17 protein-coding genes are annotated in these 19,478 nt (G+C 50.1%); 12 read left to right on the top strand and 5 right to left on the bottom strand.

Translation table 11 applies throughout. The annotated features are described in order from the left end of the window. Positions 1-97: 97 nt before the first annotated feature. The gene (locus Q7T66_RS10660; protein WP_304933317.1) at positions 98-2,269 is read left to right on the top strand and encodes a TonB-dependent siderophore receptor; all 2,172 of its coding nucleotides are present in this window, start codon (positions 98-100) and stop codon (positions 2,267-2,269) included. 213 nt (positions 2,270-2,482) lie between these two features. On the opposite strand, the gene Q7T66_RS10655 is transcribed toward Q7T66_RS10660, so the two are convergent. Then, the gene (locus Q7T66_RS10655; RefSeq protein ID WP_304933316.1) at positions 2,483-3,145 is read right to left on the bottom strand and encodes a tRNA-uridine aminocarboxypropyltransferase; all 663 of its coding nucleotides are present in this window, start codon (positions 3,143-3,145) and stop codon (positions 2,483-2,485) included. A gap of 11 nt (positions 3,146-3,156) precedes the next feature. Further along, a complete protein-coding gene (locus tag Q7T66_RS10650) occupies positions 3,157-4,080 on the bottom strand; it encodes a LysR family transcriptional regulator (RefSeq protein WP_304933315.1) in 924 nt (307 codons plus the stop codon). 154 nt (positions 4,081-4,234) lie between these two features. On the opposite strand from Q7T66_RS10650, the gene Q7T66_RS10645 reads away from it, so the two are divergent. The 4 genes from Q7T66_RS10645 (at position 4,235) to Q7T66_RS10630 (ending at position 8,734) form a co-directional block, all read left to right on the top strand. Beyond that, positions 4,235-4,990, top strand: a complete 756-nt coding sequence (locus tag Q7T66_RS10645) for a 3-oxoacyl-ACP reductase family protein (protein ID WP_304933314.1) — start codon at positions 4,235-4,237, stop codon at positions 4,988-4,990. Between the two features lie 207 nt (positions 4,991-5,197). Further along, positions 5,198-7,342 carry a TonB-dependent siderophore receptor gene (locus Q7T66_RS10640; protein ID WP_304933313.1) on the top strand — a complete coding sequence of 715 codons (2,145 nt, stop codon included), beginning with the start codon at positions 5,198-5,200 and terminating at the stop codon, positions 7,340-7,342. Between the two features lie 268 nt (positions 7,343-7,610). Continuing rightward, complete coding sequence (locus Q7T66_RS10635) at positions 7,611-8,108, top strand: DUF1269 domain-containing protein (protein WP_304933312.1); 498 nt, start codon at positions 7,611-7,613, stop codon at positions 8,106-8,108. 128 nt (positions 8,109-8,236) lie between these two features. Then, complete coding sequence (locus Q7T66_RS10630; protein ID WP_304933311.1) at positions 8,237-8,734, top strand: hypothetical protein; 498 nt, start codon at positions 8,237-8,239, stop codon at positions 8,732-8,734. A 195-nt stretch (positions 8,735-8,929) separates the two neighbouring features. Here Q7T66_RS10630 and Q7T66_RS10625 read toward each other — a convergent pair whose 3' ends face one another. Beyond that, the gene (locus tag Q7T66_RS10625) at positions 8,930-9,544 is read right to left on the bottom strand and encodes an NAD(P)-dependent oxidoreductase (protein ID WP_304933310.1); all 615 of its coding nucleotides are present in this window, start codon (positions 9,542-9,544) and stop codon (positions 8,930-8,932) included. Positions 9,545-9,645: 101 nt separating this feature from the next. Between Q7T66_RS10625 and Q7T66_RS10620 the strand changes: the two genes are divergently transcribed. Next, positions 9,646-10,548: a LysR family transcriptional regulator gene (locus Q7T66_RS10620; RefSeq protein WP_304933309.1), complete on the top strand. Its 903-nt coding sequence runs from the start codon at positions 9,646-9,648 to the stop codon at positions 10,546-10,548. A 344-nt stretch (positions 10,549-10,892) separates the two neighbouring features. Further along, on the top strand, positions 10,893-12,200 hold the full coding sequence (locus tag Q7T66_RS10615) for an MFS transporter (RefSeq protein WP_304933308.1): 1,308 nt from the start codon (positions 10,893-10,895) through the stop codon (positions 12,198-12,200). A 300-nt stretch (positions 12,201-12,500) separates the two neighbouring features. On the opposite strand, the gene Q7T66_RS10610 is transcribed toward Q7T66_RS10615, so the two are convergent. Next, the gene (locus Q7T66_RS10610; protein WP_304933307.1) at positions 12,501-12,707 is read right to left on the bottom strand and encodes a hypothetical protein; all 207 of its coding nucleotides are present in this window, start codon (positions 12,705-12,707) and stop codon (positions 12,501-12,503) included. Positions 12,708-13,021: 314 nt separating this feature from the next. After that, positions 13,022-14,365 carry an MFS transporter gene (locus Q7T66_RS10605; protein WP_304933306.1) on the bottom strand — a complete coding sequence of 448 codons (1,344 nt, stop codon included), beginning with the start codon at positions 14,363-14,365 and terminating at the stop codon, positions 13,022-13,024. A 151-nt stretch (positions 14,366-14,516) separates the two neighbouring features. Between Q7T66_RS10605 and cyoA the strand changes: the two genes are divergently transcribed. The 5 genes from cyoA to Q7T66_RS10580 are packed head-to-tail and all read left to right on the top strand — an operon-like array spanning position 14,517 to position 19,452. Further along, positions 14,517-15,536: a ubiquinol oxidase subunit II gene (gene cyoA / locus Q7T66_RS10600; protein ID WP_304933305.1), complete on the top strand. Its 1,020-nt coding sequence runs from the start codon at positions 14,517-14,519 to the stop codon at positions 15,534-15,536. After that, positions 15,536-17,539, top strand: a complete 2,004-nt coding sequence (cyoB, locus tag Q7T66_RS10595; RefSeq protein WP_304933304.1) for a cytochrome o ubiquinol oxidase subunit I — start codon at positions 15,536-15,538, stop codon at positions 17,537-17,539. Before cyoA ends, cyoB begins: the two co-directional genes overlap by 1 nt. Continuing rightward, positions 17,532-18,179 carry a cytochrome o ubiquinol oxidase subunit III gene (gene cyoC / locus Q7T66_RS10590; RefSeq protein ID WP_304933303.1) on the top strand — a complete coding sequence of 216 codons (648 nt, stop codon included), beginning with the start codon at positions 17,532-17,534 and terminating at the stop codon, positions 18,177-18,179. Before cyoB ends, cyoC begins: the two co-directional genes overlap by 8 nt. Then, positions 18,176-18,619 (top strand): cytochrome o ubiquinol oxidase subunit IV, encoded by a 444-nt coding sequence (cyoD, locus tag Q7T66_RS10585; RefSeq protein WP_304933302.1) that lies wholly within the window; start codon positions 18,176-18,178, stop codon positions 18,617-18,619. The genes cyoC and cyoD overlap by 4 nt, the downstream gene beginning before the upstream one ends. Beyond that, positions 18,619-19,452, top strand: a complete 834-nt coding sequence (locus Q7T66_RS10580; RefSeq protein WP_304933301.1) for an SURF1 family protein — start codon at positions 18,619-18,621, stop codon at positions 19,450-19,452. The genes cyoD and Q7T66_RS10580 overlap by 1 nt, the downstream gene beginning before the upstream one ends. The last annotated feature ends 26 nt before the right edge of the window (positions 19,453-19,478 follow it).

The following is a 19,478-nucleotide window of genomic DNA, read 5'->3' as shown; positions in this document are numbered from 1 at the left end:
TTTAAATAAACTTGTATTGAAATTAATTATTTGTATAATGCAAATCATTCTCATTTGTATTTCTAGGTCTTCCTTCAAAAATTAATTAAATCCAATCATGCCAAAGCCTTATATTTCTGTCTCCGTGAATCAGCCAAAACTTCGTCCTGTTGCCGTTGCAGTTCATTTGGCTTGCTCTGCAATATTTGCGGGTGCCTTCGCGATACCGATCGTTTCATATGCTCAAGCCATTCCTGCTGAAACGAAAAGCGCGGAAGTTGCTGCTACCGCGCCTGCAACGCTGCCTTCAATTAATGTAAGCACAGATGCAGGAAATGATCGCCTGGTGACGCAGGGCAGAGCTGCAACTGTCGGTAAAAGCTCCGTAAGCATTCAAGACACGCCATTTTCCATGAGTGTGATTGACGTCAAACAGGCTAAAGAAGCCGGCGCAAAAAACGTTCAGGATGTGCTGCTCTACAGTGCAGGCGTTTACTCAGGCCAGTACGGTTTTGATACGCGTGGCGACTGGGCGTCTATCCGAGGCTTGTCCCCATCGACTTATATTGACGGGCTCCGTTCTATATACGGTTCTTACAATAATGTCCGCTCCGAAATATATACATTGGATCGTGTCGAGGTACTCAAGGGACCTTCTTCGGTGCTGTACGGTCAAGCTGACCTTGGTGGCATCGTCAACGTAGTGACCAAACGTCCTCAAAAAACAGCCGCTAGGGAAATCGAAGTCCAGTATGGCTCGCATGACCGCAAACAGATTGCCGCCGACTTGACAGGGCTGCTCAGCGAGACTGGCGACTTCCTCTATCGCATCGTTGCGCTCAAGCGCGACAGCGGAACCCAGGTGGACTATGTTAACGACGACGCGATGGTATTTATGCCTTCGCTAACCTGGAAGCCAAATAAGGACACAAGTCTGACGCTGCAGTACATCTACCAGAAGAACGAATCCAAAGTATCTTCTCAGTTTCTGCCATCTAAGGGCACTATCGATCCTGCGCCGCTTGGACAAATTCCGAGCAGTCGATTTGCTGGCGAACCGAACTGGGATCGCTATGACACAAAAAAGAACGAGGTTAGCTTGTTCTGGGATCAGCAATTATCCAACGCATGGAAACTTGCTGCGAGCGTAAGGCAAACAAATTCGTCCAGCGTTACCAAAGAGATCTATACGACAGTTGGTCAAGTGCCGGATAACGCCGGCAACATTGCACGCACGGCTACTTCAGCGGATCGGAAGACCGATGTGTTCGCTTCGGATGTACGGCTTGAAGGCATCCTGAATTTTGGTCCAACCAAACATACCGTTTCTATTGGCGTTGATTATCAAAATGCCTTTTGGGAAGAGGCAAACTATATGTCAACTGCTCTTCCGGGAACGTTCAATGTCTATAACCCCGTATATGGTTTAGTTAATCCTGCTGCACTGCCTACAGGCGACAGGCCAGATAACAAGATTGTGCAGACAGGTATTTATGCTATGGATCACATTGAATGGGGGCCGTGGGTAGTTTCGGGCGCGGTACGAAATGACAGCGCCAGAAATACATTACTTGGCATTACTGGAGCTAGTACGGTGGCACGCAACAATGAAACGACCGGACGTCTGGGGCTGATGTACCGCTTCGAAAACGGCATCTCTCCCTATATCAGCAAGTCGACTGCTTTTTCTCCGAATTTGGGGAATGATGGAACTGCCGCGGCAGGCATTCTTAAACCGACTACCGGTGAACAAAAAGAGGCCGGTGTGAAATATCTGTCCGCTTCTGGAAAGACGTCAGCAACGTTTGCTTGGTTTGATATCGAACAAAAAAATCGCGTTGCAAACGGTGCGACGCCTGGCGGCTTAGAACAAGTAGGTGCCAAGACAGATGGCTGGGAGCTTGCGTTGCGCCAGCGTGTAGGTCAGTTAGAACTGCTGGCAAATTACACATCTCTTGATGCAATCAATAATGTAACGAAACAAAGACTTGCTTCGGTTCCTGAAAAAACCGCTTCGGCTTGGGCTCAATACTTGTTCCCATCGGGATGGCGCACCGGACTGGGTGGCAGATATGTCGGCAACGTTACGGGGACTGGCGGGCGTCCGGTTGTACCTTCCGTCACCATGGTAGACGCCATGCTAGGTTATACGACGGGTCCATGGGACCTGGTGCTCAGCATACAAAATGCGACGGACAAGGAATACGTCTCTTGGTGTCGCGGTGTTGGCCAGGATTGCGGCTATGGGGAACGCAGAAACGTTATGCTGACGGCAAACTATAAGTTTTAAGAGACAGTCTTGTGCTGAAGTATCCCGTGTAGTCATTGCCCATTGCTGTGGCTACACCTTTACCTACTTGATAGCAGCACAAAGAATTGGCTGCTCGTAGGGAATGAATTTTATTGGACGAACGATTGGGTTCGATGTGTGAGGGTGAGCTTGTTGCGCTACATCGCATACTCTTAGGTTGGAAGTGGATTATCAAGCCAGAGATTCATTCGTTCAGATTTCGCTTTTCTTTGAGCTTGGATCATAGCTACCGATTTGCTCAACAAAGCCATCGAATGCTGCGAGTAGTGGCAGATACTTCTCCACTTCATTTTCCAATTGCATCAAGGCATAGCACGTTGCTTCGTAGGTCGAGAGTTGATCTGCTTTGTGCGCTTTGCGTATACGGTAATGCGAAGCGGGCGGGTCGCTTAAAGGCAGGCTCGGCAACTGTTGTAGTAGCGGATTGAGGTAGAGCATTTTTCGGCTTTTACGCCAGGTTCCATCGAGTACGATCAGACGATATTGAAAGGCTGAGTTGTCTGGCGCGAGCGCGAGTACTGGCGGAATAACGATGTTGCCGTCTTCCGCTGTATCGGGGTAAAGCAACAGCGGCTGAATTATTTTGTTGGTTTGTTCCTTGCCATCTTGATGACGGAAGGGTGCGTACAGCAACTCACCTAACTCATCTTCCGCAAATACTTCGCCTGTCTTTATTTGGCTATGCGGCAAACTTAAATGCAGCAGGCGTGCGCTTCCTTTTGCATTGTCGATCTCTAATGGATGCTGCAAAAAAAGCACCTCGACCTCGTTCTCTGTCGGTGTAATCCACAGACAAATGCACGTGCGCTGTGGACGCAGACATTTTGTGCAAAGTGCTCGTTTGGTGGAAGTCATTGCGTGTGTGTTTAAATTGCAGAGAAGCGTTTAGCGAGTTTCTCTTTACGGAAATGCTCAACGACAAAATCAACGAAGGCGCGCGTTTTCGCAGGTAATAATTTCTGTGCGGTGAAGTAGAGCGAGAGCGTGCCCATATCGACGTACCAATCCGGCATGACACGTATCAGCTTTTTATTTTCCAGATAATAGAGTGCGTTCGGCATCGAGATGAGTGCGATACCCAAGCCCATTTGCGCGGCTTCACAAGCCGCATCCGGATCGCTCATCGTCATGCGTGTACGCAAAGTAATCGGCCTCTGCTCATTGGCGCGATTGCGCAAGGGCCAGGAACGGACGCGACCAGTCTGCGGGGACCGAATCAGAATGCCATCGCATTGCGCCAGATCTTCCGGCACGCGTGGGATGGTTTTATCGGCAAAGTAATTGGGCGCTGCAACGAGCACACCATGCGATGGCGCCAGTGCGCGCGCGACCACGCCAGGCGGCAAATCGAAGCCGCCACCGATAGCCGCATCGAATCCTTCCGCCACCATATCAACGCGACGATTATCAAAATGCCAGTCAGGGACGATGGCTGGGTACAACTGCAAAAAATCGGCTAGCAACGGCACGATATACGTACGACCAAATCCGGTGCCCATGCTGATCTTTAAAGTGCCGGCTGGTTGCCCATCTGCGCTAGCCAGATTGGCGACGGCTGACTGGATGGTCGCGAGGCCGCCGCTGACCTCTGCCAGAAACAGTTCGCCGGCCTCGGTCAATTTCAAACTGCGGGTGCTGCGCTGGAACAATCGGACGCCAAGATTGGATTCAAGTTTGGCTACGTTTTTGCCGACAGCGGCAGAGGTCAGACTGAGGCGGCGTGCGGCTTCCGAGAAGCTTCCTGCCTCGGCACTGCGAACAAAACATTCAATGCTGCTCATTGATTCCATAGCGATTCCGCGTATCTGATTGACCGTCAATTTGAAACTTTTAGTTTCAATAGAATATAAGAATTACTATCTAGTCACAACATAATTCATGTCCGATACTGACTCCGTCGTCTCGCAATTCATTGCAGTCTAATTAACCAAACGGAGAATAATTATGTCGAACACAACACAACAAACATTGGCAGGTAAAACAGCTTTCGTTCAAGGCGGTTCGCGCGGTATTGGTGCCGCCATCGTCAAACGTCTGGCTCGTGATGGCGCTGCAGTCGCATTCACTTATGTCAGCTCGCCGGACAAGGCAAATGAAGTGGTCTACGCGATTCAGCAAAGCGGCGGCCGCGCATTGGCAATCAAAGCCGACAGCAGCGACGCAGCCGCAGTCAAGCAAGCAATCGATCAAGCTGCAGCGACCTTCGGCGGCATCGATATCCTGGTGAACAACGCAGGTGTGTTGGCTTTAGGTCCAATTGAAGAGTTCAAACTGGAAGACTTTGATCGCACGGTCGCGGTGAATGTACGTAGCGTGTTCGTCGCGACACAAGAAGCGCAACGTCATATGGGCACGGGCGGTCGCATCATCACGATCGGTAGCACCAACGCTGACCGCATGCCGTTCCAAGGCGGCGCGGCATATGCGATGAGTAAAGCAGCAATCGTCGGTTTGACCAAAGGTCTGGCACGCGACTTAGGCCCACGCGGCATCACGGTGAACAACGTACAGCCAGGCCCAGTCGACACCGATATGAATCCAGCTGACAGCGAGTTTGCCGATAGCTTGAAAGGTTTGATGGCTGTCGGACGCTATGGCAAAGCAGAAGAAATCGCTTCTTTCGTCGCTTATCTTGCCGGTCCTGAAGCGGCTTATATTACCGGCGCTAGCTTGACGATTGATGGTGGTTTTGGAGCGTAATTTTGAGAGTCGAACATTTAAGAGTGAAAATGGGCCTGCCTCACAGCAGGCTCATTACATTTCAACAATGCGTAATTTATAAAATTTTTGGAAGTATCTTGGGCGCGCAGAAATAATGCGAAGAGCTGCAACTGATGGTCTAAATTGCTTTCCGGAAGTCTCCAAATGAACAATAATGAGAATCGTTATCAATTATTTGGATTTTGAATGTACGTTTCTAGCACCCAACTTCGTCCTTCTGTCGCTGCAATTCGGCTCGCACTTTTCCTTCTTTCTACTTCGGGTGTTATCTCTACCGCAAGCGCACAGGAGAGCAACTCCCAAAAATCCGCAGCAGAGCAGAATGTCCTGCCGCAGATTCAAGTGGTTGGCGTCAATCAGGATGGATTTTCTACTCAGACTGTTTCAACCACTAAATCTGATAAGCCTCTGTTCGAAACACCGCAATCGATTTCGGTTGTGACGCGAGAGCTGATGGATGCCAGACAGGCTACAACCCTTGATGAAGCGATTGAAACTGTCGCAGGCGTAACTTCGTCAACACTTGGTCGTCGGGGCTGGGATGACTTCATCATCCGTGGGCAAAGTGCATCCGATACGATGTATCTCGATGGACTAAGAATAGGGCAGGCCAATTGGATTGCTCAAGAAATTTACGGGGCGGAACGCATTGAAGTCATAAAAGGTCCGGCTTCCATTTACTTTGGACAAGTCACACCGGGTGGAACCGTCAACATAATTAGCAAGCGCCCGCGTCCCGAAGTATTTAATCAGGTCGGATTCACAGTAGGAAATTACGGATACCTGCAAGGGACGTTCGATTTTGGACGAAAAATTGAATCAGAAAACGGAAAAGCTGCCTTCCGAGTTAATGGTATGGCGATGAATTCCGATGACCCGACAGATAATGTTTGGTTTAAAAATCGCTACATTGCGCCGTCGGTGTCACTGGATTTTGGCGCTAGAACAGATTTCACCATTCTGACTGCAATCAATCAACGTAACTACGTACGGCAGCAAGGACTTCCCCTTGCCGCTAGCTCCTTGGTAAATAACGGCATATCAGTACCAACAAGCTTTAATAGCGGTGACTACTCGATTGCACCGTACGATGTAGAACAAAAATCGATAGGTTATACGCTGACACACCGGTTTGATAGTGGTTGGACATTGAATCAAACCTATCGTCATCTGGAAATGGACCTTACTGGTCAGCTGGCAAATACAACCGGCGCTGTAAATGCATCGACTGGCAATTTCAACCAAAATGTATTGAGCCAAAATTTTAGCGGTCGTTCTGATGGCATCGACACCAACGTAGCAAAGACATTCAATTGGGGCGGGCTCAAACACAATGTAATGGTCGGCTTCGATGCAATGAACGACAAGCTTTACAGAGATAGCAGACGGTGCGCAATCGCTGCCCAGAATATTTACAACCCTGTTTTCGGGCGGCCGATTACAGCTTGTGGTATCACGTCTATCGTTGATACGACACTTGCACAGAATGGACTCTATGTTCGTGATTACATCGATTTCTCAGACCAATTGAGTGTGAGTATGTCGCTGCGTCACGATAGCGCTAGTTTGAAAACGGTTAATGTACAAACCGGTTCTGCGACAAATACTGATAGCAGTGCGAATACTGGGCATGTTGGCTTCGTTTACAAAGCAACGCAGAACGTTGCGCCTTACATCAGTTATGCCACTTCATTTCTTCCTCAGACCGGGATTACAGTCGGGGGTAGTCCAATAGCTCCCGAAGAAGGCAAGCAGTCGGAGATAGGTGTGAAGTTTCTGTCTGACGACAAGCGATTCAGTGCGAGCTTTGCTTATTATGATTTGACTCGCAAAAATCTAGCTCAGACTGACGATTTAAATCCTGGATTCCAAGTCGCGATTGGTGAGCAAAGAACCAAAGGATATGAAGCAGAGATTGCTGCAGACCTCAAGAATGGGTGGCAGTTATCGGGTGCATTGTCACTGCTGGATGCGGTTATCACTGAAGCCTCAGCATCGCAGGCTGCGACCGTCGGACAATGGCTGTCGAATGTGCCGCGTAAAACGGCAAATATTTTGGCGAACTATCGATTCGATGGAGCGCTTCAAGGTTGGGGCGCCGGCGTAGGTGTACGGTATGTCGGAGATAAAACGACTACTAGTGCTTCCTATATCGTGCCAGCGTACACGGTTGCTGATGCCAATATTAGTTATCAAGGCCAAGGTTATCGCGTGCAGTTGAACATCAAGAACGTCTTCGACAAAGAGTATCTCGCGGGTGCTTCTAACGCCAATTGGGTCCCGGTTGGTAATCCGCGTGCGGTGATGCTGAAGACCACATTGGATTTCTAAATATCGAGTGTTGCTAAGTTAATGTTGATTAAAAAGGCGTGTCGTACACGCCTTTTTTCAATCTTGGCCCCGTGTTTTATCTAGTTGAAAGTATTAGCCAGCAGGTTGATTTAGACAGCAAATCACCATGCAGTATGGCAATTTTTCTCGACGCATTGAATCGCGTCTCGCCATCTTCTAAACCTTGGCTAGAGCATAAATTTACACATTGAAAGTCGATACATACTTCCTATACTGAAGCATGCACAGGCAACGTAAAGGAGCCGTCATGAGACACAGACTGTATTACTTCCTGCCCGATATCGACAGCGCACGTCGCAGCTTCGATGACATGTTGCTGAGTCGTATAGAGCAGCAACATATTCGCTTTATTTCCAGCGCGCCTTTGCCTCCCGATATGCCGGAGGCCAGCTTCCTACTCAAGACAGATGTATTGCATGGTGCTGCAGCCGGCATGATCGTTGGCGCAATTCTTGGTATGGCGTTTGGTGCATTGCTGATCGTGTATTACGAATTAGGCCAGGCGACTGTACTGGTCACAACCTTGATGGGTATTTTATTTGGTGGTTGGGCTTCGAGCATGGCCGCGGCGGCGGTGCCTAACTCACAGTTGAAAGCGTTTTATCCGGATCTGGAAAAAGGTCGGATATTGATGATCGTGGATGTGCCGGCAAGGCGTGTGGAAGAGATCGAGAAAATGCTGGCTGGGCGTCATCCTGAAATGCAGTTCGGTGGTGAAGAGCCACATATTCCGGTTTTTCCCTGACTCGAAAAATTGGCTCGATTAAGCTCATTGCGTAAATTAATTGCGTAGATCAGATGTCCGTTGTGCAGCAATAATCGAGCAGTGTTCGCAGGTGACGAGCTCGATGTTGCTTCTTTATGGAGGTTGATATGGAACTTCATATGCATACCCATCGATGGGTACAACGTAGTCCTGACTGGACGGTAGCTGCTGTCGCCGGATTTGCCGCAGGTGCAGTGTTAATGGTGCTGGAATTGCTGTGGTCGACCATCATCATGGGCAGCAGTCCATGGGAAACATCGCATATGGTCGCGGCAATCGTGATGGGACAAGATGCCTTGCAATCTACCGACTTCAATTTGATGATTGTTGCGGTCGCGTTGATTACGCACTATGTGCTTGGGATCGCATTTGCGTTGATTTTGTCCGCGATGATTGTGTCGTTCCGCTTTGATTCAAGTATTGGCATGGTCTTGTTGAGCGGCGCAGTATTCGGAGTTGTGATGTATCTGTTTAATTTTTACGGCATGGTCAGATTCTTCTCGTGGTTTGCTGAAATGCGAGGCTGGGCGACGGTCGTCGCGCATGTGATATTTGGCATGCTGGTTGCTGCGATGTACTGGAAGTTGGAACAGGTAGAAAGATAGGGGAGAGCATTGGCAGAATATGTTAGTTCTGTGATGCTAGAAACTGCATCCGGTTTATAAGACCGGATGCAGTTTTTTTATGCATGCTGCTCATGATGCTCGTTGATGGTGATCGATCTTGCCGAGTGTGTTTTCGGGTTGATCGCAAGCATCATCGCTCATACCTTAAATGCTTCACCGAGCCGCCCGCGCCATTTAGTATCCGACGGTAAAGCGTTCACGAACGTGTGCAGGTTTTTCCAGCTCATCGATAAACGCAATTGCGAAATCCTTGAACGAAATCCAGCTTCTGCCATTGGCATCAACCAGCAAGTCATCTTTACCTAGACGGAATTTGCCGGTGCGAGCTTCTTCAACGAACTCGGCTGATGGCGAGAGGAAGGTCCATTCCAATTCTTTTTCCTGACGCAAGATATCGAGAAACAGGCTGCCGGCTGTCGCCTCAGCTTTGTACTCAGCAGGGAAGCCTGGCGCATCAATTAATTTCAAACCGGGTGCGCCAAACAAACTGCCTGCACCACCGACTACCAACAAGCGTTTTACGCCTGCTTTTTTCACAGCATTGATGATTGTGCTGGCTGGAATGCCGGAAAAGTGTGCTGCGCTGAAGACGGCATCGTGCCCGGCGACTGCGCTTTCCAGTGCTGCCGCGTCTAGTACATCCACATCCTTGGTGGTCACACCGGCACGCGCACCCAACGATGACGCTTTGCGTGCAATCGCCGTTACGGTATGGCCGCGACGCAATGCTTCTTCGAGTAACTGACTACCGGCGCGACCGGTGGCTCCGATGATGGCGATCTTGCTCATGTTTGCTCCTGATGATTTGAATGAGGCTTCAGCTTAGTTGCTTAAAGCGATACGAAAAAGCGTATTATTTGACATAGTTTGTTTCTAAAAACGGTCGAATTATGGATAGATTGATTGCAATGCAGGTGTTCGTTGAGGTTGTGGATGGCGGTAGTCAATCTGCCGCGGCGGACAAGCTCGACATGTCGCGCCCGGTGGTTTCTCGCTACCTCGCCGAGCTGGAGGAATGGGCCGGCGCGCGTTTGTTGCACCGCACGACACGCAAGCTAAGTTTGACCTTAGCGGGGGCTGAAATGCTGCCGCGCTGTCGTCAATTATTGGGGCTGGCTACCGATATGAAAACGGCGGTGGCGACGCCTGAAGATGGCCCGAAAGGGCTGTTGCGCATCACGGTGAGCACTTCATTTGGACAAGCACATCTGGCTGAAGCAGTGTCTGAATATGTGCAGCGTTATCCGGCGGTGGATGTGGAAATGCTATTGCTGGACCGCGTCGTCAATCTAGTCGAGGAGAGGATTGATCTGGCGATCCGTGTCAGTAAAGAGCTCGATCCCAATTTGATTGCGCGCAAACTCAGCGTTTGTCGTTCTATAGTTTGTGCTTCACCTGAATATTTGAGCAAGCACGGGACGCCTACGCAAGCCGAGCAATTGAGCCAGCATAACTGCTTGATTCACTTGTATTACGGCAGCATCTGGCAATTAGATCGTGACGATCTGCCTGCTAACGTTGCCGTGAAAGGCAATATCAGTGCGAACGATGCGACCTCATTATTGCAGGCAACGCTGGCAGGAGCGGGCATCGCATTGTTGCCAACTTATCTGGTCGCGCCTTTCATTCATTCGGGTGAATTGTTAGCGTTGATGCCTGATTATCATCCGCAGGAATTCGGTATTTATGGTGTCTATGCTTCACGTAAGCACATGCCGGCGACTTTGCGCACGATGATGGATTTTCTGGCAGAGCGTTTTACGCTTGAGCCGGCGTGGGATAAATTTCTGTAGGGAAATCTGGTTTGGAGATGTCTGCGTGAAGATTGTTTTCGTCATGAAAATAATCTAAGATCGCTTTGCTGCGAAGCAGCATTATTTTCATCTGTGGATGAATTTTTTGCATGTGTAGTGATAAATGTCGGGTGCTATGATTTCCCAAACCGGCAAAACCGGTCTTTATCTATGCCCGGTTTTATCCCGAATCGGCGCCCAGCAAATATCTGACTATCCAGCATTTGCAGCATTAATATAGGCCTTGCCCGCTAGGGCGAGGCATCATCCGGCATGACCGGAGGCAGGACTAGCGTCTTTCTCCGGTCCTCGGCCTGACAATCTGAATAAGACATCACTACTTTATGAGCGCCATTCATCCTAGCAATACACTCAGCGCACGCGAGAAGCTTGAAAACAGCATCTACGCAAAAGTAACTCTGCGCTTGTTACCTTTCCTTTTCCTTTGCTACGTCGCGGCTTACCTCGATCGCGTCAACGTAGGCTTTGCCAAGCTGACGATGTTGAACGATCTGCAATTCAGCGAAACCGTTTATGGTTTGGGTGCAGGTATTTTCTTCATCGGATACTTCCTGTTTGAAGTACCAAGCAACATCATCATGCATAGAGTCGGCGCGCGCGTCTGGATCGCCCGCATCATGGTGACCTGGTCGATACTTTCTGCCGCAACCATGTTTGTCACCACGCCGACCATGTTCTACGTGATTCGCTTTTTGCTGGGCGTGGCTGAAGCTGGCTTCTTCCCAGGCATCGTGCTGTATCTGACCTACTGGTTTCCGGCATCGCGTCGGGGCCGAATGAACGCATTGTTCATGATCGGTATTCCAATCGCAGGTGTGGTCGGCGGTCCTTTGTCCGGCTGGATCATGAATCATTTCGCAGGCGCTAACGGTTGGCACGGCTGGCAATGGCTGTTCTTGCTGGAAGCCATTCCATCATTGATCCTCGGTGTGGTTACCTTCTTCTATCTGCCTAACAGCATCCGTGCATCGACATGGTTGGCTGACGATGAGAAAAAGATTTTGGAAGAAAACATTGCTAAAGATGGCAGCGAAACCAAATCGCATTCCATCGCTGGCGTGTTCACCAATCCTAAAGTCTGGCTGATGGCAGCAATCTATTTCTGCTGCATGATGGGCTTGTACGGCATCAGCTTCTATCTGCCGACACTGGTCAAAGCATCAGGCGTCAGGGATGCGCTGGATGTCGGTTTGTTGACTGCAATTCCATACACCTGCGGCGTGATTGCTACCTTGCTGGTTGCACGCAGCGCGGATCGTATGCGTGAGCGTCGCTGGCACTTTGCCATCGCCAGTGCGCTCGGCGGCCTCGGTCTGTTCCTGAGCACGGTGTATGGCGATAACGTCGTATTGGCGCTGATGGCGTTGTCGCTTGGTACCGCCGGCATGTTGTCGACGATGCCAGTGTTCTGGACGTACCCAAGTGCAATTTTGGGTGGCGCTGCAGCAGCCGCTGGTATCGGCTTGATCAACTCAGTCGGTAATCTGGCAGGTTTTGTCAGCCCAACGATCGTAGGTTGGTTGAAAGACGTAACCGGCAGCACCAACGCGGGTATGTACTTTGTTGCGGGCGCTTTGGTACTCGGTGCGGTTCTCGCATTGTTGCAACCGAAGTCGTTGGTTAACAAGTAAATTCAAACCAATAAATCAGCGTATGTCATGTCGGGGTTTGTTTCATTAAGTTGCGAATGCCGATATGAAAGTTGAAATAAAAAATCCCGCTTTAGCGGGATTTTTTATTGAAGATTGTTTAGTTATACGAAGTCAGCTTACGACCCAAAGCGAAGAATGGTGAATCTAAGCTGTTAGCTCAGCGACGGCCGAAAGCCGTATGCTGGAGCTATAGATTGGGCGTCATCTAGCCACGCGACTTCAGTCAACGAGTCAACAGTAATGCAGACATGACCTGCCGTGCGACGAATAGCCTCAGGGCTAAGTCGGTTCCACCACTTTTACCGTGCGCCAGCGAAAGTTGTCGTTATCCGCCGGAATCCACTGCAGGCACCAGGGGTTGATGCATTCCTGTCCTTCGGTTCCCGGCGCGATCGCCAAGAAACTTTCCTCATCGTAGTGCTGTACCTCAGACCGCTGCCAAGTCATGCAGAACTTGCAGCGGATTTCTCCAAAGCCCTTTTTCATCGCGTCGTCCCACTGTTACTTATACGGACAGAACTGTCTGATATGAACAGCAAAAAGCCGGTATGCACGAAGGTGCTATCTGCTTGGAAAGCTTCATGGTTATTCATTCTTGCCCAATTTTCATTCAAAAACATGGTGATAAAAATCCGTAAGCGGACAGACTGCTCAATCGTTGGGGACAAGCTGTTGAATTTCATCTAAATTTTTAATCACGATAGAACTCATACAATCAAAATCTGGCAGAATAAAAAAGGGCAGACACATCTAAAGTGTCTGCCCTTTTTATTTGCGAAGCTAATCGCTAATGTAGAAAATTAATTACGAATCTGCAGTGAGCGGTTAAGACTCAAGGCTGCCAGCGAACCAAATGCACCTGACAGCAAATACAGACTGACGTAGCCGAGACCGAAGTGTGCTGACAAACCAAGCGCGACCAGCGGTGCAAAACCGGCGCCAACCAGCCATGCCAGATCAGACGTCAACGCTGCACCTGTGTAGCGATATTTGGCAGGGAAGTTTGCCGAAACCGCACCAGCTGCTTGACCGTAAGACAAGCCCAGCAAACCAAAGCCAAGGATCACGAACAGATCCTGACCTTCAGGTCCACCGTCCATCAGCATAGGTACAAAGGCGCTGAAGATCGCGATCAATACAGCAGTCGTGCCGAGTGTAGTACGACGACCCAAGCGATCAGCAATCAGACCCGAAGCAACGACGCCGACTGCAGCCAATACTGCACCCCACATTTGTACATGCAGGAAGACGCTAATGGAACGCGCCGAGTAGAGGTTGATCCAGGACAGTGGGAACACCGTCACAAGATGGAACAGCGCATAACTTGCCAACGCTGCCAGAGCACCGATGACGAGGTTACGACCTTGCGAGCGAGTGATTTCCACGACACCGGTTGGCTCCAGTTCCTGTTCATCCAACAAACGGCTGTATTCCGGTGTCGATACCAAGCGCAGCCGGGCAAATAACGCTACGACGTTAATGGCGAATGCGACATAGAAAGGATAACGCCATCCCCAGTCGAGGAAGTCAGCTCTGGAAATTGTCGAAATCAGATACGCGAACAGACCTGCAGCAATGAAGAAACCTACCGGCGCGCCGAGTTGCCCCAGCATCGCGTACCAGCCACGCTTGTTAGCTGGTGCGTTCAGCGCGAGTAGGGAAGGTAGGCCATCCCATGAGCCGCCAAGTGCTATACCTTGACCGATACGTAATAGTGACAGCGCGATAATCGCGGTGACGCCCATGTGCGCATAAGTTGGCAGGAATGCAATCCCTGCAGTAGAGAAACCTAGCAAAAACAGCGCCAAGGTTAGTTTTGCTTCTCGACTGAAATGGCGCTGAATTGCCATGAAGGCAATGGTGCCAAATGGCCGTGCAATAAATGCCAGCGAAAAAATGGCAAAAGCGTAAAGTGTGCCTTCTAGCGGTTCGGCAAACGGAAAGAACACGGCCGGGAAGACCAGTACTGACGCAATTGCGTAGACGAAGAAATCGAAATACTCGGAAGCGCGGCCTATGACAACGCCGATAGCAATTTCGCCAGGGGCGATCTGGCTATGTCGGGTGTTTAATAGGCGAGGGCCATTGCCAGGTGAGGCAAGTTTCGAATCGGGTGGAAGTTCAGTGTTATAAGTGCTGTCCATAATCTTGGCCTCCATATCGATCATTGTTATTAACAACGTACTGACATTTGCCCGCATCAAAAGTTTCTAGGGGTGGGACAAAACGTCCTATCGGCAACGCACGCTGTTTGTATTACATTATCACGATCCCACAACCTCCGTAATGCATTGAATGACTTCTTTGATACCTCGTCGCGGATTATTGCTGTTACCACTCATGTTGCTTGCAGGCTGCGACTTGGTGGTGCTCAATCCTTCCGGTGACATAGCCTCTCAGCAGGGACAACTAATCGTTGTTTCTACGCTACTTATGCTGTTGATCATCGTTCCGGTGATTTTCCTGACTTTTTTCTTTGCATGGCGCTATCGTCAAAGTAATACAACAGCCAAATATGATCCTGATTGGGATCATTCCACACAGCTCGAACTAATTATTTGGGGCGCGCCGCTCCTTATTATTATCGTTCTTGGGGCAATTACCTGGGTCAGCACGCACAAGCTGGATCCATATCGTCCGCTGGATCGACTGGATGCCGATCGTCCGATCTCATCAGCGTCTCAGCCGATGATCGTTGAAGTGGTTGCGCTCGATTGGAAGTGGTTGTTTATCTATCCTGAGCAAGGTATTGCGACCGTCAATGAATTGGTTACGCCAATTGACGTTCCTGTGCGATTCAAGATTACCGCTTCGACCGTGATGAATTCGTTCTACATCCCTGCATTGGCTGGTCAGATCTATGCCATGCCAGGCATGCAAACGCAATTGAACGCAGTTATTAATAAAGAGGGCGTCTACGACGGCTTCTCCGCTAACTTCAGTGGGGACGGTTTCTCGCACATGCGCTTCAAGTATCACGGCATGGATGAAGTGGACTTCGACAATTGGGTTAAAAAAGTCAAAGCCGAAAGCAACTCGCTGGATCGCACAAGCTACACCGCGCTGGAAGCGCCTAGCGAACGCGAGCCTGTACGTTACTACGGCAAAGTCGCTCCAGACTTGTACGGCGCAATCTTGAATCGTTGCGTCGCTGAAGGCACTGTCTGCATGGACAGAATGATGCATGACGATGCAAACCGCATGAAGGTTGAAGCTGCTGCGAGAAGTTTCCAAAGTAAAGGAAACCTCTCACGTGTTGCCGAAATCGACGCGGCGGTATGTACCTCGTCCACCAATTTATTGAAGAGTAATTGATGCTAGACCATATTGATCTGACGAAGCTTATCTTCGGCCGTCTGACCTGGGACGCAATCCCGTTTCATGAACCTATCCTGCTGCTGACTTTCGGCATGGTATTGCTCGGTGGCGGTGCAGTGCTGGGCGCTATGACTTATTTCCGCGTGTGGGGCACTTTGTGGCGCGACTGGATTACCAGTATCGATCACAAAAAAATCGGCATCATGTACATGATCCTCGGTTTGGTCATGTTGATGCGCGGCTTTGCCGATGCGTTGATGATGCGTGCACAACAGGCGATCGCTTTTGGCGACAATCCTGGCTTCCTGCCACCACATCACTACGATCAAATCTTTACCGCGCATGGCGTGATCATGATTTTCTTCGTGGCGATGCCGCTGGTTACCGGTTTGATGAACTATGTCGTGCCTTTGCAAATCGGCGCACGTGACGTTGCTTTCCCGTTCCTGAATAACTTCAGCTTCTGGATGACGACTTTCGGCGCTATGTTGACGATGGCTTCGCTGTTCGTCGGTGAATTTGCACGTACTGGCTGGTTGGCTTATCCGCCGCTGTCAGGCATTTTGGCCAGCCCGGGTGTCGGCGTGGATTACTACATCTGGTCACTGCAGGTGGCCGGGGTAGGGACCTTGCTGTCTGGCGTCAATCTGATTGCAACCATCGTCAAGATGCGCGCACCAGGTATGGATTTGATGAAGATGCCGGTTTTCACGTGGACTGCTTTGTGCACCAACGTGTTGATCGTTGCAGCGTTCCCGATCTTGACCGCTGTGCTGGCGATGTTGTCACTGGATCGCGTATTTGATACCAACTTCTTCACGAACGACATGGGCGGCAATGCCATGATGTACGTGAACTTGATCTGGATCTGGGGTCATCCTGAAGTCTACATTCTGATTCTGCCGCTGTTCGGCGTGTTCTCGGAAGTCGTCTCGACATTCTCGGCCAAGCGCTTGTTCGGTTACACCTCGATGGTGTACGCGACTGTCGTGATTACGATTCTGTCTTATCTGGTTTGGCTGCATCACTTCTTCACAATGGGTTCCGGCGCGAGTGTCAACTCGTTCTTCGGTATCACCACGATGATTATTTCGATTCCGACCGGCGCGAAGATTTTCAACTGGTTGTTCACGATGTATCGCGGTCGCATTCGTTTCGAATTGCCGATGATGTGGACGATGGGTTTCATGATCACGTTCGTAATTGGCGGTATGACCGGCGTGTTGCTGGCAGTTCCACCAGCCGACTTCGTGTTGCATAACAGCCTGTTCTTGATTGCTCACTTCCACAACGTGATTATCGGTGGTGTCGTATTCGGTGTATTCGCCGCGATCAACTACTGGTTCCCGAAAGCATTCGGCTTCAAGCTCGACGTGTTCTGGGGTAAATGCTCGTTCTGGTTCTGGCTGGTTGGTTTCTGGATGGCGTTCATGCCGTTGTACGTGTTGGGTCTGATGGGCGTGACGCGTCGTATGAGTCAGTTCCAGGATCCATCGTTGCAAATCTGGTTCCAGATCGCCGCTGTTGGTGCAGTACTGATCGCCGCAGGTATCGGCTCGATGTTCATGCAGTTCTATGTCAGCTTCAAACGTCGCAAGGAATTGCGCGATGTGACAGGCGATCCATGGAATGGCCGTACGCTGGAGTGGTCGACTTCGTCGCCACCGCCGGACTACAACTTCGCATTCACACCACGTGTTCATGACAATGATACATGGGCTGACATGAAGAAGAACGGTTACAAGCGTCCACTGAAAGGCTACACCGCGATTCACATGCCAAAAAATACGGCAGCCGGTTTCATCATTTCTGCATTGAGCGCAGCGATCGGCTTCTGCCTGATCTGGCACATGTGGTTGGGTGCTGGCGTCGTGTTCCTTGTCATGATGGCAGCCATCATTATTCATACCTTTAATTACAAACGCGATTTCTACATCTCGGCGGAAGAAGTAACCCGTACTGAAGAAGCTCGCACACGTTTGCTGGAAAGCCATGTCTGAAATTACTGCAAATTATCCTGGCGCAATAAGCGCTGATGCTGGCGCTGATCCGAGCGCGCGTTATTACGTGGATGAACATCATCCAGAAAGCAGCACCTTGCTGGGTTTCTGGTTGTACTTAATGAGCGATTGCCTGATCTTCGCTTGTCTGTTCGCCACCTACGCTGTATTGGGTCGTAACTACGCTGGCGGCCCAACTGGTGCCGACTTGTTTGACTTGCCATTGGTGGCGATGAACACGGCTTTCCTGCTGTTGTCGTCGATTACCTACGGCTTTGCCATGCTGGAATCGCAGAAGAAAAACCTGCGTGCCACCATGATCTGGTTAGGCATCACTGGTTTGCTCGGTGCAGCCTTTCTGGCGTTGGAGTTGTATGAATTCAGTCATCTGATTCACCAAGGTGCTGGTCCACATCGTAGCGGCTTCCTGACTGCGTTCTTCGCGCTGGTGGCAACTCACGGTTTGCACGTTACCTTTGGTATCGTGTGGTTGGTCACCTTGATGTTTCAACTCAAACGTCACGGTCTGATTCCTGAAAATACACGTCGCCTGATGTGCTTGTCGATGTTCTGGCATTTCCTGGACGTGATCTGGATCGGTGTATTTACCTTTGTTTATTTGATGGGAGTCTTGCCATGAGCGATCATCACGCAAATACCGCACATGGTGCCGATGACGGTCACCACGGCCACGAAGTTCATGTCGATCACGGCAGCCTGAAAACCTATGCGATTGGTTTCATTCTGTCGGTCATCCTGACAGCGATTCCATTCTGGTTGGTCATGGGTAAAGTGATCAATAACTCCAGCACCACCGCATTCGTTATTCTTGGTTTTGCAGCAGTTCAGATCGTGGTTCACATGATTTACTTCTTGCACATGAATACCAAATCCGAAGGTGGCTGGTCGATGCTGGCGCTGGTCTTTACCATCATGGTGGTAGTCATCATGCTGGTCGGTTCGATCTGGGTCATGTATCACCTCAATACCAATATGATGCCGCACATGGCTGATCCGACTGGCGAAATGCTTATGCCATCGGCTAATCCAGCTGTTACGCCTCACATGAACCATAAATAATGGTGCATGAGTTGCAAAACAAGGACGGCTCGGTTTCGCAGGAAACCGAGCCGTCTTTACGTTCACGCACAACCCGTATCGTATTGGCGGTATGTGCGCTGCTGTTGTTTGCCGGTTTTGTCGCACTAGGCACATGGCAGGTTTATCGTCTGCAATGGAAGCTCGCTCTGATTGAACGGGTAGATCAGCGCGTGCACGCCGCAGCGATTGCTGCGCCTGCACCGGATTGCTGGTCGCAAGTCAGTGCTGCTAATGACGAATACCGTCACGTCAATGCCAGTGGCGTCTTTCTGCATGAATTGTCGAGCAAAGTTCAAGCAGTCACTGCACTTGGTGCCGGCTACTGGTTACTGACACCATTACGTGCAGAAGATGGCACTGTCGTTTTCATCAATCGCGGCTTCATCACAGAAGCGCAAAGCCAGGCAATTTTTTCCGATCCGTCAAAAGTAAATTCAACATTGCTGGGGAATAACGAGCGCGTTCTTGTTACTGGTTTATTGCGCATCAATGAGCCAGGTGGCGGCTTTTTGCGTAGCAATGATCCAGTCGGCGATCGCTGGTATTCACGCGACGTTCAAGCACTGGCACAAGCGCATAAACTGACCAATGTTGCTCCTTACTTTATCGATGCAGAAGTCGATAAAAGCAATCCTTCCAGCACTGCAGATACATCAACCATACGCCCGGTCGCGGGGCTCACGGTGATCGCGTTTCACAATAGCCATATGGTTTATGCACTTACTTGGTATGCTCTTGCCTTGATGGTGGCAGGCGCGGCCTTTTGGGTAACGCGCGAAGAGCGCAGGGCAAAACGAGCGCGAGCCGGTTGACTCAATTAGTTGATTCATTAGTTGAT

The organism is Herminiimonas sp. (assembly GCF_030655415.1).
The sequence above is the reverse complement of the archived record's forward strand: the minus strand, read 5'-3'. Positions and strand labels throughout refer to the sequence as shown.